Genomic DNA, 24,645 nt, shown 5'->3' on the forward strand with positions numbered 1-24,645 from the left:
ATGCTTAAACAAAGTTCAATAGGCGGCGCAAATGATTTTGCAGAAACTATGACCAGATTTGCCAGAAACTGGCACTATTTCTTAATCAGTATCATTATTTCTATGGCTGCCGTATATGCATTTTTATATGTTACTCCACCAAAATATAAAGTGAGTAGCACACTACTAATCTCTGATGATAAAAATGGCGCAGCAATGTCTAACAGCACCGCTTTCAGCGATCTTAATATGTTTCAAACGGTTAAAACGGTTGATAATGAAATTGAGATCTTAAGGTCGAGAGACTTGATTTTTAAAGTATTGAAAAAATTAAACCTAGAAACGGCTTACTTTAAAAAAGAAGGAATTAGAGAGAAAGAACTTTATGGAAAAACTTCGCCACTTGTAGTTACAGCTATAAGTTTAAAAAATGGTGCTTACGGAAGAAAAATTAATGTTTCTTACCTGGATGAAATCTCTTATATCATTCAGGATAGCCTAAAGACAAATATAGTGAAGTATGGCGATACCATTAATACTAAAGACTATGCGATTAAGATAGATAAGGGACCAGCGTATAAAACCGAATTTGGCAAAATTAGACTTCAGTTTAAAAACTTATATAAAATGACAGAAGCTTATAATCTGACCTCATTAAAGATAGTTCCGGTTGTTAAAGATGCCAATACCATTACCATAAGTTTGAACGATGTGGTTCCACAGCGAGGAATTGATATTCTTAACGATCTGATTGAAACCTATAACATCAATAACGTTAATAATAAAAATACAATTGCAAGAAATACCATTAAATTTATTGATAACCGCTTAAAATACCTCGTTGCAGATCTTTCTGGTACTGAGGAGGATGTGGAGAGCTACAAGCAGCAAAACCGTGTTACCGATGTTAATATGGATGCGCAGATGAATGCTGCGCGCTCAGGAGAGTACAACCAGTTATTGGAAGCATCATCTGTGCAGTTGAGGTTATTGCAGTCTATCGAAAATTATTTCAAGAGTAAACAAAGTCAGTTTAATCTCGCTCCAAGTGCAATGGGCTTAAAAGATCCGATTTTGAATTCATTGATTTCAAAATTTAACGATCTGCAATTGGAAAGAAATAGAATGTTACGTACCGCTAATGCTGAAAACCCTTTGGTACTAAACCTTAACGAGCAAATAGCAACCCTAAAAACCAATATTTTAGAGAACTTATCTAGCATAAAACAGGGTTTTGTTATTGAAAGAAACAACCTGAGCGCCAACTACTCTCAATTCGACAATAAAATTAAATCTGTACCCACCATTGAGCGTGGCTTATTAGAAAGAAGCCGTGAACAAAGCGTAAAATCGGGTTTATATAAGTATTTACTACAAAAAAGAGAAGAAACTGCCTTATCGCTTTCTGCAACCGTTCCAACTTCGCAGGTGGTAGATAAACCGGCTTACAATACTACACCTGATAGCCCTAAGCAGCCACTTTTGTATCTGTGTGGATTTATTTTTGGATTTTTTGTACCTGCAGGAGTAATTTATGCCAAAGGATTTTTAAACAATAAAGTACAAGATGCCAGTACTATTGAGTTAACAGGTGCAAAAATGCTGGGCGAACTTTCTCATAACCAAGATAAAAGCACAATCGTTTTTCAAAAAGATAACCGGTCTACTATATCAGAGTTGTTCAGGTACATCAGAATGAATTTAGGCCTGATGTCTAACAATATCGAAAATAAAGTAATGCTGGTTACCTCTAGTATGAAAGGAGAGGGCAAAACATTCTTTAGTGTAAATCTGGCTACTACCTTAGGTATGCTTGATAAAAAAGTTGTTATACTGGAGTTCGATTTAAGAAAACCCGATCTTCTAAATAAAGTTGGTTTAAAACAAACTAGTGGTTTAACAAACTATTTAATTGGTGAATCTGTGTTTTTAGAAGATATTATTATGCCAACCAACGTTTCTGATAATATTTGGGTTATTGGATGTGGTCAGTCGCCTGAAAATCCAGCCGAAGTAATGATGAGTCCTAAAATGGATCTATTGTTTGATGAACTGAAAGAAAGATTCGATTACATCATCATTGATACTTCGCCGGTGGGGCAGGTGGCCGATGCCTTTAGCCTGGCCGAATATGCTGATGTAAGCATTTATCTGGTGCGCTATAACTACACCAACAAATACCAGTTGGCCATATTAAAAGACATTTGCGAAAACAATAAACTTAAAAATCCGATGGTCGTTTTTAACGATGCCAAAAGAGAAAAGAGCCAAAAATACAGCTATGGTGGTTATGGTTATGCCATGGCAAACTAAAGCCAACATGTTTTAAAAGAGAATACTTTGCCCTTTACCAAATAAACGTCCCCAAACGATTTAATTCTGTTTACAAACAATAAGGCCAAGGTGCTTAAACTGAGCATCATTTAAGGCATTAGCAGCTTGCAAACAACTCTTAATTAGATTGCCCATTTGCCCAAAAAGCAAAACAAGATTTGAATATAAAATTGTCATGTAAGTGATATAGCGAAGCTGTATCCAACAGACTGAATAAAGCCTTTTAACATACAGTGAAAAAGGAATAACCGATAGCTATCATGTAAGTGATATAGCGAAGCTGTATCAAATCGCCTAAAAAACCAAACTATAACCTCATCAAAAAATGGAATCTACATTTAACATTAAGCCCTCGTTCACAAAAAAATGGTTTGTGATCTATACCCGTCCCCGTTGGGAGAAAAAAGTTGACCGTTTGCTGCAAGAGCAAGGTTTCGAATCTTTTTGTCCAGTGCGTAATGTAGAAAATCAATGGGCCGATAGAAAGAAAATAGTTAGTCTTCCACTTTTTACCGGATATGTATTTGTGAAAATAGATGAACGGGAGGGTTACAAAATCAGGTATACACTCGGCGTTTTAAACTTTATTAATTACATGGGTAAACCTGCAGTAGTTCGGGATAGTGAGATTGAAAAGTTGAAACACATTATGGATGCCTACAATGATGTAGATGTGGTGAGTTTAACCGGTGTTTCCAAAGGAGACCGGGTTCGGATCAGTAATGGTCTTTTCCATAACCAGGAAGGAGAGGTGATCCAGATTCAAGGCAAGTATGTTTTAATGTCATTCGATCATTTAGACTGTGCCTTAGTTACCAGAGTGCCAATAAGCAACTTAACATTAACCGTAAATACGCAACAACATTATGTATAACGCTGAAGATAATCTGAAAATGACGGTAATCGGCCTTGGCTACGTTGGCTTACCGTTGGCAGTAGAATTTGCGAAAAAATACAAGGTATTTGGCTTTGATATTAACCAGAGCAGGATTGCAGAATTAAAAGCCGGATATGATAATACATTGGAAGTTAATGAATCTGAATTGAATGAGGTTTTAACATTCGAATGCACGACTTTAAAAGGCTTGTACTGTACCAATGAAATCGAAAAATTACGCAGCTCGTCGGTTTACATTGTTACAGTGCCAACGCCTGTTGATAAAAACAACAGACCGGACTTAACACCTTTAATTAAAGCGAGTGCAGTTGTGGCTAAGGTTTTAAAAAAAGGAGATATAGTAGTTTATGAATCAACCGTATATCCTGGTGTAACTGAAGATGAATGTGTACCTATTTTAGAAAAAGGATCAGGATTGGTTTTTAATAAAGATTTTTTTGCTGGTTATTCTCCAGAGCGTATTAATCCTGGAGATAAACAACATACCGTTGCCAATATCTTAAAAATCACATCAGGTTCTACCCCAGAAGCAGCCGAAAAAATAGACGAACTGTACCGCTCGGTAATTACCGCCGGAACTTATAAAGCTTCATCTATTAAAGTGGCCGAAGCCGCAAAAGTGATTGAAAATGCCCAGCGCGATATCAATATTGCTTTTGTAAACGAATTGGCCATGATTTTTAATCAGATCGGTATCGATACTGCTGAGGTTTTAGCCGCGGCGGGAACCAAATGGAATTTTCTAAACTTTAAACCAGGCTTAGTTGGTGGACATTGTATTGGTGTAGACCCGTATTATTTAGCTCAAAAGGCACAGGAAGCTGGTTATCATCCTGAAATTATTTTGGCAGGACGGCGTGTAAATGATGGAATGGGTAAATATGTGGCCGATCAGATTATCAAAAAAATGATCGCTAAAAACATCCATATTGTAGGGGCAGAAGTACTGGTGTTGGGCTTTACCTTTAAAGAAAACTGTCCTGATGTACGCAATACTAAGGTAATTGATATTGTAAGGCGGTTAGAAGAATACAAAGTTAAAGTAACCATTCACGATCCCTGGGCAAATGCTGATCAGGCTAATCATAACTATGGTATTATCTGCGAAAATGGCTCGTCAAAAACTAGAAAGTATGATGGGATCATACTGGCAGTAGCGCACGAGGCTTTCAATAGTTTAAATATCACGGCATTGCGTAAACCAGTATGTGTGGTATACGATATAAAAGCCGTACTACCACAGTCTATAGAAACGGTTCGATTGTAAGATCATGAATTTAACATATAAAGCGCGATCGGGCATTATATGGTCGATTGGACAGCAGTTTAGTGTTAAATTTATAAACCTGTTCGTTACCGTTATATTGGCCCGCTTATTAAGCCCTGCAGAATTTGGCTTAATAGCAATGCTCTCTATTTTTATTGCTGTTGGTAATTCGTTAATGGATAGCGGCTTAACATCGTCGCTAATCCGGACAAGGACGGCCGGACAAAAAGATTTTTCTACCATCTTTTTTTTTAATCTGGGTGGAAGCATCATAGTGTATGGTATTTTGTTCTTTGCAGCACCACTAATTGCCAGTTTTTACAGACAACCCCTGCTTACCGATATTGTTAGGGTTTACGGATTAACCTTTTTAATTAATGCCTTTTTTAGTATTCAGAGTACTTTATTAACTAAGGAAATGAAATTTAAACTGCAAACGGTAATTCAAATACCTGCAGTAATATTGGGTGGTTGTTTAGGTATTTACCTGGCAAAAAATGGTTACGGACCCTGGAGTTTGGTTTGGATGAGCTTGCTGAGTGCGAGTGTTTCTACCACATTGCATTGGTTTTACTCAGATTGGCGGCCGCGACTGATCTTTAATAAAAAAAGCTTCAGGAAGCACTTTCACTTTGGCTACAAGATGACGCTTTCTGGACTGTTGGATACCATTTATCAAAATTTATATACTGTTATTATCGGTCGCTTTTATGCGGCATCCCAATTGGGTTTTTATGCCAGGGCAGATAGTTTAAGTCAGTTGCCCATTGGGATTATTTCCACAGCCATTAGTAAAGTAACCTATCCCATGTTTTCGAACATCAGCAATGATGATGTAAAGCTCAAAATGGTTTACAGGAGGTTAATGCAACAAGTGTTATTCTGGAATGCACCCATCCTGATTTTTTTAGCACTTATTGCTCAACCTTTAATCTCCTTGCTTTTAACCGATAAATGGCTGCCTTCTGTGCCTTATTTTCAGATTTTATGTATTGCCGGTATTTTATATCCCTTGCACGCATACAACCTGAATATTTTAAAAGTTAAAGGTCATAGCGGTCAGTTTTTGAAATTAGAAATTTTAAAAAAGGTGCTGAGTGTAATCGGGATTATCTGTGCAATTCCATTTGGCATTATGGGGCTTTTATATTTTCAGCTCTTCTTTACAGTTTTCGCCTACTATATCAATTCAATATATAGCGGTAAATTAATCAATTACCCACTTAAAGAACAGCTTTATGATGTTGTACCTATTTTATTGTTATCTAGTATTTTAGGTGTTTCTTGTTATTACCTCGATACTTGGTATTTATCACATTATCACATCAATAATATTTTACACATAGTTGGTATAAGCATCATCTATGGCAGTTTTTACTTCGGCATAAGTAGCAGTATCAAACTGGCTGCACTCGTTGATTTTAAACAATTAATCCTCAAACAATGATACCTGTAACCAAACCCTTTTTGCCGAAACAGGCAGATTTTAAAAGCTACGTAAGTAGTATTTGGGCCAGACAGTGGCTCACCAATAATGGTCCCTTAGTAAATGAGCTGGAGCTAAAGTTACAGCAATATTTAGGGCTGCCACATTTGTTATACGTAACTAATGGCACTATTGCATTACAACTGGCTATACAAGCTTTAGAAGTAAAAGGTGAAGTTATTACCACACCGTTTTCTTTTGTGGCTACCACCAGCAGTATTGTTTGGCAAGGCTGTAAACCCGTTTTTGTTGATATTGACGAAAATACCCTTAACATAGATCCCAATAAAATTGAAGCAGCCATAACGCCTAATACCTCGGCCATTTTGGCTACACACGTTTTTGGAAACCCTTGTGATATTGAAGCGATAGACCGCATTGCAAAAAAGCACGGACTAAAAGTAATTTATGATGCTGCCCATTGTTTTGGTACAAAATATAAAGGTAAATCTATCTTCGCTTATGGAGATGTAAGCACAACAAGCTTCCATGCTACTAAACTCTTTCATACCATTGAAGGTGGTGCTGTTTTTACTCAAAATCCTGAAATTTTAAAGAGAATGGCGCTGATGCGTAATTTCGGTTATAGTGGGGTAGATACTTTTTCTGAGATCGGTACCAATGCTAAAAACTCAGAATTTCATGCCGCAATGGGCCTCTGTAATTTAAAACATATCGATCAGATTTTAAGTAAACGCAAAGAACTATCGCTGCATTACGAGATGCGACTGAATAAAATTGAAGCCCAGTTTCAGGTTATCCAGGCCGATACTGAATTTAATTATGCTTACTATCCTGTAATTTTTAAATCAGAAGAAGTTATGCTCGATTGTATGAAGCAGTTAGAACTAGTTCAGGTGTATTGCAGACGGTACTTTTATCCATCGTTATCTGCTTTACCTTACATCATTAAGGTAAATATGCCGATCTGCGATTCTATTTCTAAACGCATTATGTGTTTACCACTTTACCACACCTTAACCAGTGCTGATCAGGATTTAGTGGCCAGGATTATTTTGAGAACGCAGAATTACCGCAAAAAACAAGTGGTTAAACTTGCCGATTATGATACATTGGTTAATGGTAGAATAGGAATGGCAGTTAATGGCCATTAATAACTGCTTCTATTATGAAACAAGACGATACTGATATAATGGTTAGCATTTTTTGCATCACCTATAACCACCGTAAATTTATTGCGAAAGCGCTGGATGGATTTTTGATGCAGCAATGCAATTTTAATACAGAAATTATTATAGGCGACGATTGCTCTACCGATGGGACCACAGAGATTATTGATGAATACATCTCAAAACATCCTGGTAAAATTAAACGCTTAATAGCTCCTCAGAACATCGGTGCCGTTAAAAACGTTATTCGCGTGGCTTTAGAAACCAGAGGGAAATATGTAGCCACTTGCGATGGTGACGATTATTGGACTGACCCTAACAAGTTGCAAAAACAGGTTGATTTTTTGGAGAACAATCCTGATTATGTGATGTGCTGCCACTATACCCGTGAAATTAATTTTGATGATACTGAATTGATTTACATGGATTTTAACCCTATTCCGTTGCAGTATAGCTTTAACGATCTGATTGTGAATAAACAGGCAGAAACATGTACTGCAACTATTGTTTATCGCAATATAGATCCCATTAAGAATCTTTATAAAAACGACTGGCTTTTAAAATGTTATGCCTGCGATAAGTTATTGAAACTTTATAGCACTTGGATAACGGGTAAAAAAGTATACGTTTTGCCGGAAGTAATGAGCTGCTACAGACGTCATCCTGGCGGTATCTGGAGCCCTGTATCTTATGTTCCATTAAAGAAAATGCAACTGAGCGATTTCTATATCATTACTAAAATTTTCACTTATACGGGTTTGCAGAAAGCCAGGCTTTTGTACTTCTACCTTAGAAAATATTTCTTCTTTGAAGTGAAATATAAAACATTCAGAAACGCTTTCCAGACTATTAAAACGATTGTAAACTAATTCGAAATGGCTACTAAATTATGTTTCGTGATCAACAGTTTAGAAGGGGGCGGTGCTGAACGGGTAATCACTAATCTGGCTAATCACTTTAGCGATAAAGATTGTAGTGTTACCATGATTTGTCTCAACACAGCAGGAGTCAGGTATGAAATAAATAAAAAAGTTAAAATTATAAACCTGGTTAAACGAAATGACCATCAAAGTCTTTTCAACAGACTTAGGTATGCTTATTTAACTTTTTACCGGTTACTCGCGGTACTAAAGAAGGAAAAACCACTTTGTACCATCTGTTTTATGACATCTGCCAATGTTTGGGCGGGTTTATGCTGCTTAATTTTAGGTTTGCCCTATCTGGTTTCAGAAAGAACAGCACCAGCGTATACTTTACATCAATACAATAAACTGCTACAGTGGGTTGCGTTTCACATTTATAGAAAATCGAAAGCAATTGTACTACCTGCATTTGAGATGTTTAAAGGATTTAAAAGAATTAAACAGTTCGAAACACTGAATAATTTTAAAACAATACATAATCCAATCCATCACTTTTCTCATTCAAACGCAGGCACTGTTCACAGCAAACGATTTATACTCTCTGTTGGCAGATTATGTCACGAAAAAGGCTTCGACCATCTTATTGAAGCCTACAGGAACCTGAACTTGGCTGATGTGGATCTTTTAATCTCAGGAGAAGGACCTGAAAGGGCAAGTCTCGAACGACAGATTGCTGATTTAAATCTAAAAGATAAAGTTAAGTTGATTGGCTTTAAATCTAATCTCCAAGACTATTATACACAGGCTGAGGTTTTTGTGCTTTCTTCCAGAAGTGAAGGTTATCCAAATGTACTGGTAGAAGCCATGGGAATGGGTTGTGCCTGTGTTGCAATGGATTGTGAGTTTGGCCCTTCAGAGATTATTAAACACGGCGTTAATGGTCTTCTGGTTACTAAAGGAGATATAGTAGAACTTTCATTATCTATTGATAAAATACTTAATAACAAATATTTAAGAAGAAAATTTTCAGAAAAAGCAAAATCGATCAATGAAACAAATTCTATTGAACGTATTTCGGCCAACTGGGAACAACTCATCATGTCATGATTAAAAAAATAATGTTTCTCTTTTTGTTGTTTGCCTACGTTTACGTAACAACATTTAACATCTTCATAACAGGGGTTTTTAGGATTCCGGCACCAATGGTTTTCCTGGCACCGTTAATCTATTTCTATCGAACAGAAGAAACAGGCTTTCATTATGGCAAAGAATTATTTGTTTTCTTTATTGCTGCCCTGTTTTTTTATCTTATAGGCCAGTCAGATGTTACCGGTTTTTTTGCGCTATTAATTGTTGCGGGCTGTTTTGCCTTGTTATTCAATTACGTTATCGGTACCAATTTAAAGCGAATGAACATCGCAGTCGGATTTTTCTTTGGTGTATTGCTGCTTTCGGGAATCATCATGTTTATCGATCACCGGTACAATATGGCAGCCATCCGTTCGCTTTTGGTGCAGGAGGACGTATTGCAGGCACCAGCGGGAATATCGACCACCATTTTTACTTTCGGCTACCAAATGGCTGCTTTAACACCATTTCTAGTTATTAATGCGATACTGTTTAAAAGAAGCTGGCTAATTAATCTGCTCTTATTCGGCTTAGCGCTATGCCTTATTTTCTTTGGCATGCAACGGTCGGTTTTAGTAGCTTTTGCAGTTGTAACGGGGTTATTTTTCTTAAGTTATTACAAAGCCAAATCCATTTTAATATTTGGTGTGTTTTGCGCCATATTCTTTATCGCGCAAAGCTCAATTGAACAATTTTCAGAAGGTAAGAAGCAACAGAATATTTTAAATAAAAGCACCGAAAATGCGAAGGCTAAAGAAGAACGTGGCGATTTGATGGGAGAGAACATCCAAATTATAACCGATTATCCATTTGGGCTATTGTTTTATGGAAAAACCTGGAACGATGTAGTACAGCACAACTTTGTTTATAAAAAGGACCAGTTGTAATTACATCCCATAATGCCTATTTAATGTTTATTACTTATTTAGGGCCTTTGCTGGGTTTTATTTTACTCATTTTATTATATCGAAAAGTAGGGAAGATCATTTTTTATGCCTTTCTGCATATCAAAGATAAGAAGAATGCACTCCTTGTCTGTTTAAGCTGCTCTTTTCTGGCCATATCCATTAATTCATTTTTCCATAACGAGTGGCTTTTGGCCACCAGTGGTCCTACGTTGTTTCTCTATTTTGCCATTTTACAACTCTCCAAAATCAAAACAGAAGATCCTATTTTACTTCAATACAATTAACCGTTCGGGTTATTCTAACTATGCAGATTTTGAATTACCAAAATTAAATTAACGAATATGAACATTCCATTTTCACCTCCGTTTATCGATCAATCTGTGATCGATCAGGTATTAGATACCCTTAATAATAAATGGATTACAACCGGACCTAAAGTGAAAGCTCTTGAGCAAGAAATTAAAAGTATCACCGGAACGAAAGAAGTGATATGTGTTAACTCCTGGACATCTGGCGCTATTTTAATGTTAAAATGGTTTGGTGTTAAAGCCGGTGATGAAGTTATTATCCCAGCTTATACTTATAGTGCTACAGCTTTAGCCGTTCTTCATTGTGGGGCTATACCCGTTATGGTTGATATATTGGATGATTTTAACATCGATCCGGATAAAGTAAAAGCAGCCATTACTACTAAAACAAAAGCCATAATTGCAGTAGATATTGCAGGCTGGCCATGTGATTATACGACTTTAAAAGAGCTGATTACAAACCATAGAGTGCAGAAAAAATTTAGGTGTGAATCAGAAAAACAATCGCTGTTAAAAAGAATCCTGTTAATTTCAGATGCGGCCCATTCAATTGGTAGTTTATTTCATGATAAACCGGCCGCTCAAAAATGTGATGTAACTATATTTTCTTTTCATGCAGTTAAAAACATAACTACAGCAGAAGGTGGTGCAATATGCCTAAATCTTCCATATCCGTTTGATTCAGAGGCAGAATACCACTACTTAAAAATGTATACACTTAATGGACAAAATAAAGATGCACTTTCTAAATCGAGAGGCGGAGGTTGGCGTTACGATATTTTATTTCAGGGACTAAAGATCAATATGCCCGATATCTGTGCGGCCATTGGTCTTGCACAGATCAGAAAGTATAACCAAGAACTTTTGCCACAACGAAAAAAAATTGCCCAGCGTTATTGTGATGGTTTTCAGGATGAAGATTGGTTTATCGCTCCACCTTTGGTAAGTACACAAAGAGAATCATGCTACCATCTTTTTCCGATGCGCGTTAAAGGGCTTACAGAAGAACAAAGGGATCAGGTTATTGATGACCTTGCATCGTTGGGCATTGCCAGTAATGTTCACTTCATTCCAATGCCGATGCTCACCCTGTTTAAAAATCTGGGTTATAAAATTGAAGATTACCCAATGGCTTATCAGAACTATGCAAATGAAATTTCACTCCCTATTTACCCGCAATTAACGGTAACAGAGATCGAGTTCATTATCAATTCGGTTATCAGCTGTGTGAATATACAATTGAATAACCGCATTAAAACTTCTGAAGAAGCTTTTACCACACATAAACAAATGGCAATTGCATTATGAAAAGAATAAAAAAAGAGTATTCGATGTGGTATTCGCAAGCTTATTCCTAATCCTTTTTAGTCCGCTTTTAATCCTGATTGCAATTTTGATTAAGCTCGATTCCAAGGGCCCTATCATCTTTAAACAGATCAGGGTGGGGCGAAATATGAAAGATTTTCACGTGGTAAAATTTAGAACCATGCATATTGTACAGAGTAACCATAGTTTACTCACTATTGGGAACCACGATACCCGCATTACCAGACTGGGTTATTGGTTAAGAAAATATAAACTTGATGAATTGCCACAACTTTTAAATGTTTTAAAAGGGCAGATGAGTCTTGTTGGTCCGAGGCCAGAAGTTAGAAAATATGTAAACCTCTATAATGACGAACAGCGTTATGTTTTATCGGTTAAGCCTGGTATTACCGATTGGGCTTCAGTAGAGTTTTGCAACGAAAATGAACTGCTTAAGCATGCCGAAGACCCTGAAACTTATTATGTGGAACGCATTATTCCCGCAAAAATAAAACAGAACATGAGGTATATCAATCATAACGATATCCTAACCGATTTCAAAATTATTTTGTTAACGATTAATAGAATTGTCATCAACTAAAATAATATGTGCGCTCCTCAAAAAACTATTAACGAAGAAGTTAACCTGAAGAAGAAAGTTTTCTTTATACTCAGTTCGTTAACCTCAGGTGGATCAGAACGGGTGTTCTGGAACTTGGCCCAAGGATTTAACAAAGATAAGTTTGATGTAACCATTGTGATTTTAGATTCGACGGTGAATTGTTTTTCGATGGATTTAGATGATGTACGTTTTATTGATTTAAAAACCAAAAAAGCATCGAAGTCTTTTTTTGCGCTTTATAACCTGTTAAAAAAAGAAGAACCTTATGCGGTTTTTTCTACTACCGATCACATCAATATCTTGGTATCACTGGTTGGGCGGTTTTTAAAAATTCCGATGCTTATTGCAAGAGCTTCGAATATTCCGCACGAACAAAGATTGTTCGAGGGATTTAAGTCGAGGTTTTACGAACTTTTTGCCAGTGCAAGTTATCGCGGGTACAAACAGATCGTCTGCCAGTCTGAAGAAATGAAACAATCCTTGATCGATACTTATAATGTTAATCAAGAACTGATCAAGGTAATTGCCAATCCGGTATTGAAAACTAATAAGGTAAAGGAGGTGAAAACACCTGATAAAATCTATAAATTATTAGTTGTGGCTCGTTTTGCACTAGAAAAAGGCTTAGAGCGGCTGGTTGATATCATGGCGCATTTGCCCGAAAATTATCATCTCGATTTCGTTGGGACAGGAGTATTGAAAGAACAGATTAGCACCAAAATTAAGAACCTTCAGCTCGATCACAGACTTAAAATTTTAGGAGAGATTAAAAACATTCACGAAGTAATGGTTCAGCACGATTTAATGGTGTTAAGTTCTTATACAGAAGGTTTCCCGAATGTGGTTTTAGAAGCACTTACCGTAGGCTTGCCAGTGGTAACCTTTAAGGTGAGCGGAATCCCAGGGTTAATTATTGATGGCTTTAACGGTTTTGTTTTAGAACAGGATGATTTGGTAGGCTTTAGGCAGCGAATTATCCAGGCCTGCACCCAAGGCCAATGGAACCCAGTCGAGATTAGGCGAAATGTATATCAGAAATGCGCATTGGATAAAATCAGCGCACAATATGAAGAATTAATCAGTTAACAATCTAAAATATTATCGCTATGTGTGGAATATACGGCACAACCATACCTTATTCAAACGGTACTATCCGTGAAAAAATGGCAAGAATCAGTTTTCGGGGCCCAGATTATACTGGCATCCAACATTACGATCAAGTTATTTTTGCGCACAATAGACTGGCTATTATCGATCTTGATGCCCGCTCCAATCAACCCTTTTCGTATATGCACCTTCATATTGTTTTTAACGGAGAAATATACAATTACAAAGACATTAGAAAAGATCTGGAACGGAAAAACTACCAGTTTAACACCAGCTCTGATACCGAAGTAATATGCGCCGCTTATCTGGAGTATGGTACCGATTGCCTAACCCACTTTAACGGGATGTTTGCTTTTGTGATTTATGATAGCCATAAAAACGAACTGTTTGGTGCCAGAGACCGTTTTGGCAAAAAACCTTTTTATTATGCCCACGATCACCTATCGTTCGAATTTGCAAGCCAATCCTCACAAATTAATATAAATAGAAACCTAACTGTTAACGAAGAGGCCATTAATCAATATTTAATTTGGGGCTATCTACCAGAGCCTCAATCTATTTACACAGAGGTAAAGCAATTACCTGCGGCTAATTATTTTAAATATGACCTTAAATCTCATAAGCTTAAAATTACTGAATACTGGACTTTAGATTATGGCTGGAAGAACAAATTTGATGGAAGTTATGAAGAAGCTAAAGAAGCTTTAGCGCTTATTTTGGCCGATGCGGTTAAAATCAGGATGAATGCTGATGTGCCATTGGGTGTGTTTTTATCAGGTGGGATAGATTCATCTTTAATTGCAGCTTTAGCAACAAAAGAAATCGACCATGTTAAAACATTCTCTATAAAATTTAATGAAAAAGGTTTCGATGAAAGTGCTTATGCCAATCAGGTTGCTAAACATTTGGGTACTGATCATTATACTATTGAGTGTAATTACAATGATGGTATTAATTTAATTGAAAACTTTAACCGTTTTTATGATGAGCCTTTTGCCGATTCGAGTGCTATACCCACCATGTTGCTCAGTAAAAATACCAGGAAACATGTAACTGTTGCATTGAGCGGTGATGCTGGAGATGAGGCTTTTTTAGGATATCATCGTTATAAATGGATAAAACAGATAAACAGCCTGTTTTATGCGCCACACGGCATCAGAAAAGCATTGGCAGGCATAATTAACCAATCGCCAAGTTACCGCCATAAATTAATTGCCATGGGCATTTCTATGGAAGACGTAGAAAAATTATACGTAAAGATGTTTGGTAATATGGAAAATTCATGGGTAAAACAACCCGATCTGGCCAAGTATAATCCATTGATGCATATTTTAACCAATCCATCTAAACCTTTGTTAGAACGTATTTCTGATTTTGATATTAAAACCTATTTAAATGGAGATATTAATACGAAAGTAGACCGCGCATCAATGGCCTTTTCGCTAGAGTCTAGGTCCCCTTTAATGGATTATCGGGTAATCGAGTTTTCAAGAACTCTGCCCACAGCATTCAAATACACCAATGGAAACCAAAAACGGATATTAAAAGATTTATTGTTCGATCGTGTCCCTGCTCATATGTTCGATCGGCCAAAAGCTGGCTTTACTATGCCGTTCCAGCACTGGTTCAAAAATGAATTAAAAGATTATGTGATGGATAATTTATCAGCCGATAATTTGAAGAACATTCCTGGCATTCATTTGAAAAGGACGCAAGAAATTATCAATGAGCATATGGCAGGAAAATGGAACAGGTATCCACAGATATGGAAATTGCTTGTACTCTCTCAATGGTTAATTAAAAATAAATCAGGCGCTGATAAAGTTTCATTATTAGTATAACATAATATGATGAATGCAACAGTTAACCTCTTTAATAAAATATTCACTGCCGACAAATGGAATATTGGTTTTGTTTATCAAACGCCAGAAGAGCTGATCAGCACAAAAAAGCTTGGCACAGCAATAAACTGGTTACAGGAAGATAACATCGATTATGCTGCTGATCCTTTTGTGGTAAATATAAATAACACACCAAGAATCTATTACGAAGAACTGGATTTTTGGAAAGGAAAGGGCGAGATTATGATGATTGATGGATTCGACTTCAAAAACAAGAAGAAAGTACAGGGCATTAAGCCAGAGGCAATACATTTATCTTATCCTTATCTTATTGAAGAAAATGGATGCTTATACTGTATTCCGGAAACATCAGAAGCAAAAGAAATAGCACTCTATCAGGTTAATCTGGAGCATCCAAACCTGTTAACCAAAATAAAAGTGTTGATTAGCGGAAAAGCTTTTGTAGATAGTTCGATTATTTATCATGAAAATAAATATTGGCTTTTTACCAGTGTATCCGGAGATCAAAATCACTTGTACATTTATCATTCAAAAACTTTAAACGGTCAATACACTGGGCATTATCAAAATCCCATCCCTGTAGAAAAAGAACTTTGCAGGGCTGCTGGGAGTTTATTTAAAGTTGGTAAATCGCTATACCGACCCACACAAAACCCAATTAACCGTTACGGAGGTTCAATTATCATTAACGAAATTGAAGCACTGAGCGAAAAAACGTTTACAACCACCCATAAATTCGAAATATTACCCGATAAACTTTATAACAAAGGGCTTCACAATATCAGTTTCGCCAACAACATTATTGTAATAGACGGAAAACGGAAAGTATTAAGCTTGATAATGCCCTTCAAAAAAATTGTTCGGAATCTTAAAAAAAGATAAATCGCCATTCGAAATGACCACACGTGAAAAAAGAATGATTTTCATTTCGTTAACTGATGCACCCAACGGGGCAGAAAATGTGCTATTGACAATGGCTACCCAAGTTAACGGCGAAATGCACTTTTTAAAAAAACATGCTTTTACAGGGCTTAAAATTTCTGACGGGATTTTCAAAAGATACTTGTCTGAAAAGACAATTTTTTGGGGTTTTGTAAAAATGATACCACTGCTCCGAAAATATAAAAAGGACGATGTGATAATGAGCACACACCCGTATTTAAATGCTTTTTTGGGTTTTTTAAAACGTATAGGTTATTTCAGGTCGAAATTAATTGTACGCGAATGCACCTCTGTTTTTACCCGTTTCACCGGAATTAAAAAACGCATTTATCAGATCATTTATCGCATTGGTTATCCGGCTGTAGATTTAGTGGTTTGCCAGACCACATTAATGAAAATGCAGCTGCTTGATCACAATAAATTTTTATCGAAGCAAAATATATTGGTACAACCCAATCCCATCGATTTTAATAAGATCATTGCTAAATCTGAACTGCCTCTAATTAATGGCGATGCCAAACTCGAATTTATCTGCTCTGCAGGAAGGTTGATCCCGGAAAAAGGTTTTTCGATTTTGATCAAAGCTTTTAAATTAATTCAGCAGGAGCACCCTAAACTTAAATTGCTCGTACTGGGAGAGGGAAAAGAAAGAGCATCATTAATCAATATTATCCAGGAGAATAACTTAAGCGATTCGGTTTTTTTAAAGGGACAGATAGATAATCCGGCCCCTTATTTTAAACAGGCCAAACTTTGCGTGGTATCTTCCATCAAAGAGGGTTTTCCGAATGTGCTGTTAGAAATGATGTCGGTAAACAGCGCAGTAGTTTCTACACTTTGCGCAGGAGGCATCAGCGAAATTCCGGCTATTGCCAAAGTAGAAGTAAACAATGTAGAAGCCCTTGCCGAAGCAATGGGCAAAAAATTAAAGCAAAACCAACCTCAGAATACTGAAACTGCGATGCAGTATTTGTACGGCCGTAGACCAGAAATATTTGCTCAATCTATTTTAAACGCGCTGCAGCACCAAAACTAAGACCAAAACATTAACAAACCATTGCCGCATTTTCTGATGGGATGCTTTGCTGTATCCTAAAAACAAACAATCATGCCTTTTTCGAGGCCATTTTTAACTGTTTCTCAAACTTAAATTTTATGAAAATTTTAATTACCGGTACAGCCGGATTTATTGGTTTCCATTTAGCAAAACGCTTGTTGGAAAGAGGAGATGTTGTTGTAGGCATTGATAACATTAACGATTATTATGATGTAAACCTGAAACATGTCCGTTTAGCCCAAGCTGGTATTAACCACACCGATTTGGTTTATGGTGTTCCTCAGGTGAGTGATAGATATGAAAATTACACTTTCATAAAGTTGGATATCTGCGATAAAGAAAGTTTGGAAAATTGTTTTAAAAGCTATCAATTCGATGCGGTTTGTAATTTGGCGGCTCAGGCAGGTGTGCGATACAGCTTAACCAATCCAGATGCCTATATAGAAGCAAATATTAAAGGTTTTTTAAATATACTGGAATGTAGTCGCCATTTCAAAATTGGCCATTTATTGTATGCCAGCTCTTCCAGTGTTTATGGATTAAATAAAAAAATGCCATTTTCTGCGCACGATAATGTAGACCATCCGGTTTCATTATATGCGGCTTCGAAAAAAAGTAACGAATTAATGGCGCATGCATATAGCCATTTATTTAATTTACCAACCACTGGTTTACGTTTCTTTACAGTTTATGGTCCTTGGGGGCGCCCAGATATGGCCTTGTTCTTGTTTACAAAAGCAATTTTGGAAGGTAAGCCCATCGAAGTTTTTAATAATGGCGAAATGAAAAGAGATTTTACCTATGTGGATGATATTATTGAAGGCATTGTAAGAGTCTTTGATCAACCAGCACAGGCCAATCCAAACTGGAATAACCAAAACCCTGATCCAGCTACATCAGCAGCACCTTTTGCCGTATTTAATATTGGGAGAGGAGCACCAGTTAACCTGTTAGATTTTGTTGAAGAAATTGAAAAAGAAACCGGATTAACCGCGCAAAAAATATTTATGCCCATGCAAGATGGCGATGTGGCAGAAACATCAGCAGATATTGACGATTTAAAAAACCTATTAAATTATGAACCATCTGTTTCTGTGCAAAAAGGTGTAAAGAATTTTGTAAACTGGTTTACAGCGTTTTATCACCCAAATTTACAGTTGATTCCTAAAACAGCTATTGTTACAATTTAATTTGTCATATTTGTGTAAACTAAGTGTATAATAAATTTTATTAAACTGAATTATTAAACTGTCATTTTACAATCTGTAAGCAATTGGTTTACAGTATAAGTAATGCCAAATATTAAGCCTATTATTTAATTATCAGCGTTTTAACTGCATTTTATTAAACGTACTCATTTATCGCATATAGCGTTAAGTGGTAAATTTAAAAAAAATAAAAAATGCAGAGAATGACAAAATTGTTTAAAAAAGTGAGTTTAATTGGTTTAGTATTAACGACAATTATTTTCTTTAGTAATTGTAAAAAAAGTGTGAATGCCGATGATAAATTGGCCAACAGTACAGAATTGTTTTCAAGCGATTCTACATCAGTATTAGCAGCTACCAGTGGCAGCACAGGTAAATTAAGCCTTACAGGTGTAAAATCTGACGGAGGTTATGCATATAAAATTTCAGAATCAATTCCTGGTGGCGACAATTCTACTTCAAAAGAACAATCGATTTTAAGATTATTTGAAAACGGAGTAGAACTGGGTCCTGCCCATAGTGTACACGATGATATCAGAAATTTAGGTAAAGGCAGGTTTAGCCATTGGGGTACTACGGTAATATTTTCGGCATCAGACAATACCGATCCAAGAACTAATGGCCGTTCTTATACTTATGTAATGGGCGGCACAAGCGCTGTTTTACCACCAACAGAAACTGTAACCCCGCCTGCTAATACTACCATTAATTCTGCTTTAGTAGGTTATGCTTTGGTAAATGGTAAAACAACCGGCGGTCAGGGTGGTGTTGAAACTACGGTAACCACGCTCGATCAATTAAAAGCTGCTGTTGGCGATAACGTTACACGTACTATTTATGTGAGCGGTACCATTAAAGGTGCTGGTAAGGATATTGTTTATGTAAAATCAAACAAATCTATTATTGGCAAATCTGGAGCTGTTATAGAAGGGGTTAATCTATTTATTTACACAGTAAGTAACATTATAGTTCAGAATATTACTTTTAAAAACTACGTAGAACAGGCAGCTGTACAAATTAAAGAAGCTGCTCACCATGTTTGGGTAGATCATTGCGATTTCTCTACAGACCGTAGCCATGGCTGGGATTATTGGGGTAAAGATATTTGTATTACAAGAGAATCGGATTACGTAACTGTTTCCTGGAGTAAATTCCATGATACCAACTTATCAGTGCTAATTAGTGGTGGTATTGTGGGGCACGAAGCAGATAAAGGCAAACTGCACGTAACCATGCACCACAATATGTGGTATAATGTTACCGAAAGAGAACCATCAATGAACTATGGTAGTGTACATATGTTTAACAACTATCACCTTAACAACTCTGGTTACTCTATCGGTACAAGAGCGGGTGGTATAGTAAGAACAGATAATGAGTATTTCTCAAATTGTGTTAAACCATTAACGACAAAAGTGGCAAGCGATCCGGAAGGATATTTTAGCGGTATTACCACCAACATTTACGATAAATGTGGTCCAAACAATATAACGACGGCAGTTTCTACCTGGGTTCCAGAGTATGATTACAAATCATTCCTTAACGATGCAGCGAGTGTTCCTGCAATTGTTACGGCAAATGCTGGTGCCAAGTAGGTAAAGCAAAACCTTCATATTTTTTCTGCAATAAGCCACCTGGATAGGTGGCTTTGCAGTTTAAATTAAAATTTTGACATGATGAATATAACCAGGAAAAAGATTTTTATCGTCTGCGACTCATCCAGATCCCTGCTAGATTTTAGAGGGAAATTGATCGAAAAGATGCAGCAACATAACCAGGTTTATGTGTTTACGCCTAAAATTGAACAAGAATCGGTTCGAAGTAAACTGAAAGAACTCAATGTAATTACCTACGAGAGTAAATTAGACGGTAGTAACGTTTCCATCTTATCCGATTTAAGGTTTATCTTTTCGTTGTATAAACTCATCAGACAGATAAAGCCAGATATTTTTTTTCCTTACACCTTTAAACCTGTTATTTATGGCTCTTTCTTAGCTAAAATTTGCAAGGTTAAATTAATTGCTCCCATGCTTACCGGTTTAGGGTATAACTTTACCGATAATTCTTCCAGTAATAAACTAATTGTTAAAATAACGAGGTTATTACTAAAGTTGAGTCTGAAACCCAACCCACATTTAAGTATTATTTTTCAGAACAAGGACGATTCTCAACGTTTAATCGACCTAAAGATCCTGAATAAAAAACACCAGGTTTATGTGGTAAACGGCTCGGGAGTAGACTTAAGCCATTATCACTATTCCAAACCGAGCGCCTCGCCCGTAACATTTTTAATGGTATCGAGGCTCATCAATGCAAAAGGCATTAAAGAGTATTACGATGCCGCTAAATTAACCAAACAACGATTTCCACAAACCGTTTTTAAACTGATTGGACCATACGATCCTAATATAGATGCCATTGCACCTGAATTGTATCAAAAAATTATCAGTGGAGACACCATCCAATACATAGGACAGGTTGATGATGTGCGACCGGATATTGAGCGCTCATCGGTAATGGTGCTTCCTTCTTATTATGGTGAAGGTGTTCCACGCTGTATACTTGAAGGAATGGCTATAGGCAGGGCGGTAATTACCTGCGACTCTGTAGGCTGCCGAGAAACGGTTAATAATGATCCTGAACAGGCTAACGGATTTCTTATTCCTGTTAAAGATGCAGGTGCACTAGCTAGTAAAATGGAGTATTTTATTACAAACAGTGATGATATTATTGCCTTTGGAAACAAAGCGCATGAATTTGCAAAAACAAAATTTGATGTAAATATCGTTAATGCAGCGCTTTTTAAGATTATGCGTTTACAAGCTTAACTACCTTTTACGCATTGATAACTAACCAAATAAATAAACTAAACCTAAAATTGTGAACAATACATTTATTTATAAACGAGCAACTTTAGCCGACTTTAGGGAAGCTATTGATGAGTATGGATGGGTTGTGTATGAAAAGGCAATCAATCAGAAATTAATTTCAGAAATAACCACAGGTTTCGAAACTTCTTACCTGTTAAGAAGAGAGATACAGGTTTTAAATGGAATTGAGGAGAATATGGAAGGAACGTTACATCATTTGCTTGAGAAAGATAATTTCGCGATTGAGCTTTTGAGTAAGTTGTACTGCCACAGAGAAATCCGTGATTTTTTAGGCGGAAACTACATTCTTAACGGGATAAACGGAGTAATTAATACAAAAAAAAGCAAGTCCTATATCCAGAATATCCATCGCGATGTACGTACATTTTCGTCTGAATTTAAGTTTATGATCCAGATGATTATTGTACTCGATGATTTTACCATATTTAATGGTGCCACGCACTTTTTGTCGGGCTCTCATAAACTGGATATCAAACCAGAAGAAAAGCACTTTAAAGCTTTTGCTAAACAAGCTATCGCCAAAAAAGGAAGTATTATACTATTCGATTCCAATATCTGGCACGCAGGGGGCATTAATTTCACCCGCAAACAGCGAAGAGCCTTAACCTTAGGTTTCACTAAACCTTATATTAAACAACAATTCGATTATCCTAGATTTTTAGGATATGAGTTTGGCGAAAAAATAAATAGCGATTTAAGGCAGATTATCGGTTACAATGCAAGGGTGCCAGCTAGTTTACAGGAATATTATAGGCCTGTAGAAAACAGGATGTATAAAGCAGATCAAGGATAGAGGATAATACTATGGGAACAGAAATCCATTCACCCAAAACTATAGGTGGTTATATTCCACTCGAATTATCAAAAGGAGAGGGGTATTACCCTGATTTAATTGCACTTAATACAGGCAGAAATGCACTGGAGTATGTATTAAGGATAAGAAAATACTCCACCATATATCTTCCATACTATACCTGTGAAGTTTTGCTTGAACCACTCAAAAAATTAAATGTACAATATCACTTTTACCATATAGATGAAGATTTAGATCCAGTTATAGATTTTGAGATAGGCGAACGTTGCTGCTTGCTTTATACCAATTACTTCGGACTTAAAACGGAAACTGTTAAAAGGTTAACCAAAGAAATCAAGAACCTGATAATAGATAATGCGCAAGCTTTTTTTTGCAAACCGGTAAACGATTGCGACACTTTTTACTCATGCCGCAAGTTTTTCGGCGTACCGGATGGGGCCTATCTCAATATCTCGAGTACATTAGGTTTAAATTTAAAACAAGATCAATCAATAGATCGGTTTTCTCACCTGATTAAAAGCATCGATATCAACATTGAAGAGGGGTATGCAGATTACATAGAAAACAACAAGCAGTTGTGCAATAACGAAATCAAAAGGATGTCGGTTTTAACAGAAACCATTCTTTCAAGTATTGATTATGGTAAGTACGCCGAGATCAGAAGAAAGAACTTTGCCTACCTCAACGAACATTTGGGCAGGAAAATATCTTGAGACTAAACTTTTCAGGGGAAGATATTCCGATGGTTTACCCATTATTGTTAGAAAACCCATCCGTAAAACAGCAGCTCATTGATCAAAAAATATTTGTGGCCACCTATTGGCCTAACGTTTACGAATGGGCACATGTTGATAGTTATGAATACTTTTTAGCCAAACATCTTGTTTCGTTGCCAATTGATCACCGCTACAGCATAGCCGATATGAAAGTAATTGTTAAAACTTTAAAATCGCTCATATGAATACGCAAATATACTTAAGGCCACTAGAATTAAAAGATGCTGATGTGTCGTACAAATGGAGAAACGATCCTGAAGTATGGTCGTACACCAAATTTGTGCTAAAAGATCCCATTACGGCCGAGGTTGAAAAACAGTGGCTATTAAATAAACTAAATCTGGCTAATGAAAAACGCTTTGCCATCTGCGTAAAAAATACGAATGAATATATAGGCAACATTCAGCTGCTCGATATTGAAAACGAGACTGCAGTGTTTCACCTCTTTATTGGCGAAAAGAAATACTGGGGAAAAGGCATAGGTTATAACGCTTCTTTAATGCTGCTAAAATATGCCTTTTATAACCTTAATCTTAAACACATCTTTTTAGAAGTACACGCTGATAATCTGGCTGCTTATGCCATTTACAAAAAAGTAGGCTTTCAGCCTGTTTCACAACAGGAACATTTTATAAAAATGGTAATTAATTCTTCTGTTTTACTTGCCGCAAATTGATCTATTTACAATCTACCCAAATTTAATAGCTCAAAATGAGAAAGATTCTTACAATTGATGATAAACAAGAATGGTCTACATATGTAAAGCGCGCTTTGCATTACGATTTTTATCACACCTGGTATTACCACTCCTTAGATAAAAGTGGTTTTCCCATACTGTTTGTATATGAGGAAGGCGAAAATTACATTGCTTTTCCGCTTTTAAAGAGGAATATTCCCTGTTCCGATTTTTTCGATTTTACATCAGTTTATGGATACACTGGACCCATTTCAAACATGGATTTCAATGCGCTTGATGATGATTTTATGGAACGTTTTAAAAATACATTCATAGCGTTTCTTAAAACTGGCCAAAATGTAACTGTTTTTTCAAGATTACATCCGTTTTTTCATCAGGAAAGGTTAATGGAGAAGTTTTCAGGGGTATACGCCAATGGGAAAACAGTTGTGATTGATTTAACTACCACCATTGAAAGTCAGCGGGCAGGCTACAGAAAAAGTGTAAAAGAAAAAAATCCGACGCCTGCGAAAGCGGGATTATGAAGTCAGAATTTCTACCGATATTAATGATGCAAGCATATTTTCTGAAATATATACCGAAAATATGATTAGAATAGGCGCCAAAGATCATTATCTTTTTAATAATGCTTATTTCGTTGCACTACTTTCCTCCGACGAATTTGATAGCAAGCTTTTTTTGGTGTATAAGGATGGAATAGCCATATCAGGGGCCATTGTAGTTTGTACCAAAGAAATTATGCAAGTGCACCTTTTGGCTACCAGAACTATTTATCTGTTCGAATCTCCAGCTAAGTTATTAACTGATGAAATTACCGTAATTGGTAGGCAATTGGGCTATAAATATTTTAATCTGGGTGGTGGTGTTAATTTTAAAGAAGACACCCTATTCGGCTGGAAGATGGGTTTCTCTAATCTATGCTTCGAATTTAATAGTTGGCGGTATATTGCCAATAACGAATTATACAATACACTCCTCAGCGAGAGATCGCTTGATCCCTATTCGACTGTTGATTTTTTTCCACTCTACCGTAGTCCTGTAATTGCTTCATAATTAATTATTA

At 36.5% G+C, this 24,645-nt stretch carries 24 protein-coding genes; all 24 read left to right on the forward strand.

All coding sequences use genetic code 11. The annotated features are described in order from the left end of the window. The 24 genes from H9N25_RS07725 to H9N25_RS24500 all read left to right on the forward strand — a co-directional run bounded on the left by H9N25_RS07725 (window position 1) and on the right by H9N25_RS24500 (window position 24,635). A complete protein-coding gene (locus H9N25_RS07725) occupies window positions 1-2,292 on the forward strand; it encodes a GumC family protein (protein ID WP_190328483.1) in 2,292 nt (763 codons plus the stop codon). A 346-nt stretch (window positions 2,293-2,638) separates the two neighbouring features. Next, the gene (locus H9N25_RS07730; RefSeq protein ID WP_190328484.1) at window positions 2,639-3,187 is read left to right on the forward strand and encodes a UpxY family transcription antiterminator; all 549 of its coding nucleotides are present in this window, start codon (window positions 2,639-2,641) and stop codon (window positions 3,185-3,187) included. Then, window positions 3,180-4,478 carry a nucleotide sugar dehydrogenase gene (locus H9N25_RS07735; RefSeq protein WP_190328485.1) on the forward strand — a complete coding sequence of 433 codons (1,299 nt, stop codon included), beginning with the start codon at window positions 3,180-3,182 and terminating at the stop codon, window positions 4,476-4,478. The genes H9N25_RS07730 and H9N25_RS07735 overlap by 8 nt, the downstream gene beginning before the upstream one ends. Window positions 4,479-4,482: 4 nt before the next feature. Then, on the forward strand, window positions 4,483-5,925 hold the full coding sequence (locus H9N25_RS07740; protein WP_190328486.1) for a lipopolysaccharide biosynthesis protein: 1,443 nt from the start codon (window positions 4,483-4,485) through the stop codon (window positions 5,923-5,925). Next, entirely contained in the window at window positions 5,922-7,079 is a 1,158-nt protein-coding gene (locus H9N25_RS07745) for a DegT/DnrJ/EryC1/StrS family aminotransferase (protein WP_190328487.1), read from the forward strand. The genes H9N25_RS07740 and H9N25_RS07745 overlap by 4 nt, the downstream gene beginning before the upstream one ends. 14 nt (window positions 7,080-7,093) lie before the next feature. Beyond that, window positions 7,094-7,963, forward strand: a complete 870-nt coding sequence (locus H9N25_RS07750) for a glycosyltransferase (RefSeq protein WP_190328488.1) — start codon at window positions 7,094-7,096, stop codon at window positions 7,961-7,963. A gap of 6 nt (window positions 7,964-7,969) precedes the next feature. Continuing rightward, a complete protein-coding gene (locus H9N25_RS07755) occupies window positions 7,970-9,064 on the forward strand; it encodes a glycosyltransferase family 4 protein (RefSeq protein ID WP_190328489.1) in 1,095 nt (364 codons plus the stop codon). Further along, window positions 9,061-9,972 (forward strand): O-antigen ligase family protein, encoded by a 912-nt coding sequence (locus tag H9N25_RS07760; RefSeq protein ID WP_190328490.1) that lies wholly within the window; start codon window positions 9,061-9,063, stop codon window positions 9,970-9,972. Before H9N25_RS07755 ends, H9N25_RS07760 begins: the two co-directional genes overlap by 4 nt. 23 nt (window positions 9,973-9,995) lie before the next feature. Continuing rightward, window positions 9,996-10,277, forward strand: a complete 282-nt coding sequence (locus tag H9N25_RS07765) for a hypothetical protein (RefSeq protein WP_190328491.1) — start codon at window positions 9,996-9,998, stop codon at window positions 10,275-10,277. Window positions 10,278-10,334: 57 nt separating this feature from the next. Then, on the forward strand, window positions 10,335-11,609 hold the full coding sequence (locus tag H9N25_RS07770; protein WP_190328492.1) for a DegT/DnrJ/EryC1/StrS family aminotransferase: 1,275 nt from the start codon (window positions 10,335-10,337) through the stop codon (window positions 11,607-11,609). Further along, window positions 11,599-12,207 carry a sugar transferase gene (locus tag H9N25_RS07775; protein WP_190328493.1) on the forward strand — a complete coding sequence of 203 codons (609 nt, stop codon included), beginning with the start codon at window positions 11,599-11,601 and terminating at the stop codon, window positions 12,205-12,207. The genes H9N25_RS07770 and H9N25_RS07775 overlap by 11 nt, the downstream gene beginning before the upstream one ends. Before the next feature lie 6 nt (window positions 12,208-12,213). Continuing rightward, complete coding sequence (locus H9N25_RS07780) at window positions 12,214-13,314, forward strand: glycosyltransferase (protein WP_190328494.1); 1,101 nt, start codon at window positions 12,214-12,216, stop codon at window positions 13,312-13,314. A gap of 20 nt (window positions 13,315-13,334) precedes the next feature. After that, window positions 13,335-15,176 (forward strand): asparagine synthase (glutamine-hydrolyzing), encoded by a 1,842-nt coding sequence (gene asnB, locus H9N25_RS07785; protein ID WP_190328495.1) that lies wholly within the window; start codon window positions 13,335-13,337, stop codon window positions 15,174-15,176. Window positions 15,177-15,182: 6 nt separating this feature from the next. Continuing rightward, complete coding sequence (locus H9N25_RS07790; RefSeq protein ID WP_190328496.1) at window positions 15,183-16,079, forward strand: glucosamine inositolphosphorylceramide transferase family protein; 897 nt, start codon at window positions 15,183-15,185, stop codon at window positions 16,077-16,079. Next, entirely contained in the window at window positions 16,054-17,175 is a 1,122-nt protein-coding gene (locus H9N25_RS07795) for a glycosyltransferase (protein ID WP_190328497.1), read from the forward strand. Before H9N25_RS07790 ends, H9N25_RS07795 begins: the two co-directional genes overlap by 26 nt. Window positions 17,176-17,294: 119 nt before the next feature. After that, complete coding sequence (locus tag H9N25_RS07800) at window positions 17,295-18,386, forward strand: NAD-dependent epimerase (protein WP_190328498.1); 1,092 nt, start codon at window positions 17,295-17,297, stop codon at window positions 18,384-18,386. 221 nt (window positions 18,387-18,607) lie between these two features. Beyond that, window positions 18,608-19,999, forward strand: a complete 1,392-nt coding sequence (locus H9N25_RS07805) for a pectate lyase family protein (RefSeq protein WP_190328499.1) — start codon at window positions 18,608-18,610, stop codon at window positions 19,997-19,999. Between the two features lie 78 nt (window positions 20,000-20,077). After that, on the forward strand, window positions 20,078-21,232 hold the full coding sequence (locus H9N25_RS07810) for a glycosyltransferase family 4 protein (RefSeq protein WP_223833654.1): 1,155 nt from the start codon (window positions 20,078-20,080) through the stop codon (window positions 21,230-21,232). Between the two features lie 52 nt (window positions 21,233-21,284). Further along, on the forward strand, window positions 21,285-22,088 hold the full coding sequence (locus H9N25_RS07815) for a phytanoyl-CoA dioxygenase family protein (protein ID WP_167294149.1): 804 nt from the start codon (window positions 21,285-21,287) through the stop codon (window positions 22,086-22,088). Between the two features lie 11 nt (window positions 22,089-22,099). Continuing rightward, on the forward strand, window positions 22,100-22,822 hold the full coding sequence (locus H9N25_RS07820; protein WP_223833655.1) for a hypothetical protein: 723 nt from the start codon (window positions 22,100-22,102) through the stop codon (window positions 22,820-22,822). Continuing rightward, window positions 22,819-23,070 carry a hypothetical protein gene (locus H9N25_RS24490; RefSeq protein ID WP_223833656.1) on the forward strand — a complete coding sequence of 84 codons (252 nt, stop codon included), beginning with the start codon at window positions 22,819-22,821 and terminating at the stop codon, window positions 23,068-23,070. Before H9N25_RS07820 ends, H9N25_RS24490 begins: the two co-directional genes overlap by 4 nt. Continuing rightward, entirely contained in the window at window positions 23,067-23,561 is a 495-nt protein-coding gene (locus tag H9N25_RS07825; protein ID WP_190328500.1) for a GNAT family N-acetyltransferase, read from the forward strand. Before H9N25_RS24490 ends, H9N25_RS07825 begins: the two co-directional genes overlap by 4 nt. Window positions 23,562-23,596: 35 nt before the next feature. Beyond that, window positions 23,597-24,106: a hypothetical protein gene (locus tag H9N25_RS24495; RefSeq protein WP_223833657.1), complete on the forward strand. Its 510-nt coding sequence runs from the start codon at window positions 23,597-23,599 to the stop codon at window positions 24,104-24,106. Window positions 24,107-24,125: 19 nt separating this feature from the next. Continuing rightward, window positions 24,126-24,635 carry a GNAT family N-acetyltransferase gene (locus H9N25_RS24500; RefSeq protein ID WP_255524649.1) on the forward strand — a complete coding sequence of 170 codons (510 nt, stop codon included), beginning with the start codon at window positions 24,126-24,128 and terminating at the stop codon, window positions 24,633-24,635. Window positions 24,636-24,645 lie beyond the last annotated feature (10 nt).

This window comes from Pedobacter riviphilus (assembly GCF_014692875.1).
Taxonomy (GTDB): Bacteria; Bacteroidota; Bacteroidia; order Sphingobacteriales; family Sphingobacteriaceae; genus Pedobacter; species Pedobacter riviphilus.

What these genes read in the sequence shown, in the direction of transcription:
- H9N25_RS07740 (WP_190328486.1), top strand. Translation starts at nt 4,483, where the DNA reads ATGAATTTAACATATAAAGCGCGATCGGGCATTATATGGTCGATTGGA.
- H9N25_RS24495 (WP_223833657.1), top strand. Translation starts at nt 23,597, where the DNA reads ATGAGAAAGATTCTTACAATTGATGATAAACAAGAATGGTCTACATAT.
- H9N25_RS07725 (WP_190328483.1), top strand. Translation starts at nt 1, where the DNA reads ATGCTTAAACAAAGTTCAATAGGCGGCGCAAATGATTTTGCAGAAACT.
- H9N25_RS07825 (WP_190328500.1), top strand. Translation starts at nt 23,067, where the DNA reads ATGAATACGCAAATATACTTAAGGCCACTAGAATTAAAAGATGCTGAT.
- H9N25_RS07810 (WP_223833654.1), top strand. Translation starts at nt 20,078, where the DNA reads ATGATGAATATAACCAGGAAAAAGATTTTTATCGTCTGCGACTCATCC.
- H9N25_RS07750 (WP_190328488.1), top strand. Translation starts at nt 7,094, where the DNA reads ATGAAACAAGACGATACTGATATAATGGTTAGCATTTTTTGCATCACC.
- H9N25_RS07730 (WP_190328484.1), top strand. Translation starts at nt 2,639, where the DNA reads ATGGAATCTACATTTAACATTAAGCCCTCGTTCACAAAAAAATGGTTT.
- H9N25_RS07800 (WP_190328498.1), top strand. Translation starts at nt 17,295, where the DNA reads ATGAAAATTTTAATTACCGGTACAGCCGGATTTATTGGTTTCCATTTA.
- H9N25_RS07805 (WP_190328499.1), top strand. Translation starts at nt 18,608, where the DNA reads ATGACAAAATTGTTTAAAAAAGTGAGTTTAATTGGTTTAGTATTAACG.
- H9N25_RS07770 (WP_190328492.1), top strand. Translation starts at nt 10,335, where the DNA reads ATGAACATTCCATTTTCACCTCCGTTTATCGATCAATCTGTGATCGAT.
- H9N25_RS07765 (WP_190328491.1), top strand. Translation starts at nt 9,996, where the DNA reads ATGTTTATTACTTATTTAGGGCCTTTGCTGGGTTTTATTTTACTCATT.
- H9N25_RS07780 (WP_190328494.1), top strand. Translation starts at nt 12,214, where the DNA reads ATGTGCGCTCCTCAAAAAACTATTAACGAAGAAGTTAACCTGAAGAAG.
- H9N25_RS07735 (WP_190328485.1), top strand. Translation starts at nt 3,180, where the DNA reads ATGTATAACGCTGAAGATAATCTGAAAATGACGGTAATCGGCCTTGGC.
- H9N25_RS07790 (WP_190328496.1), top strand. Translation starts at nt 15,183, where the DNA reads ATGATGAATGCAACAGTTAACCTCTTTAATAAAATATTCACTGCCGAC.
- H9N25_RS07755 (WP_190328489.1), top strand. Translation starts at nt 7,970, where the DNA reads ATGGCTACTAAATTATGTTTCGTGATCAACAGTTTAGAAGGGGGCGGT.
- H9N25_RS07745 (WP_190328487.1), top strand. Translation starts at nt 5,922, where the DNA reads ATGATACCTGTAACCAAACCCTTTTTGCCGAAACAGGCAGATTTTAAA.
- asnB (WP_190328495.1), top strand. Translation starts at nt 13,335, where the DNA reads ATGTGTGGAATATACGGCACAACCATACCTTATTCAAACGGTACTATC.
- H9N25_RS07760 (WP_190328490.1), top strand. Translation starts at nt 9,061, where the DNA reads ATGATTAAAAAAATAATGTTTCTCTTTTTGTTGTTTGCCTACGTTTAC.
- H9N25_RS07820 (WP_223833655.1), top strand. Translation starts at nt 22,100, where the DNA reads ATGGGAACAGAAATCCATTCACCCAAAACTATAGGTGGTTATATTCCA.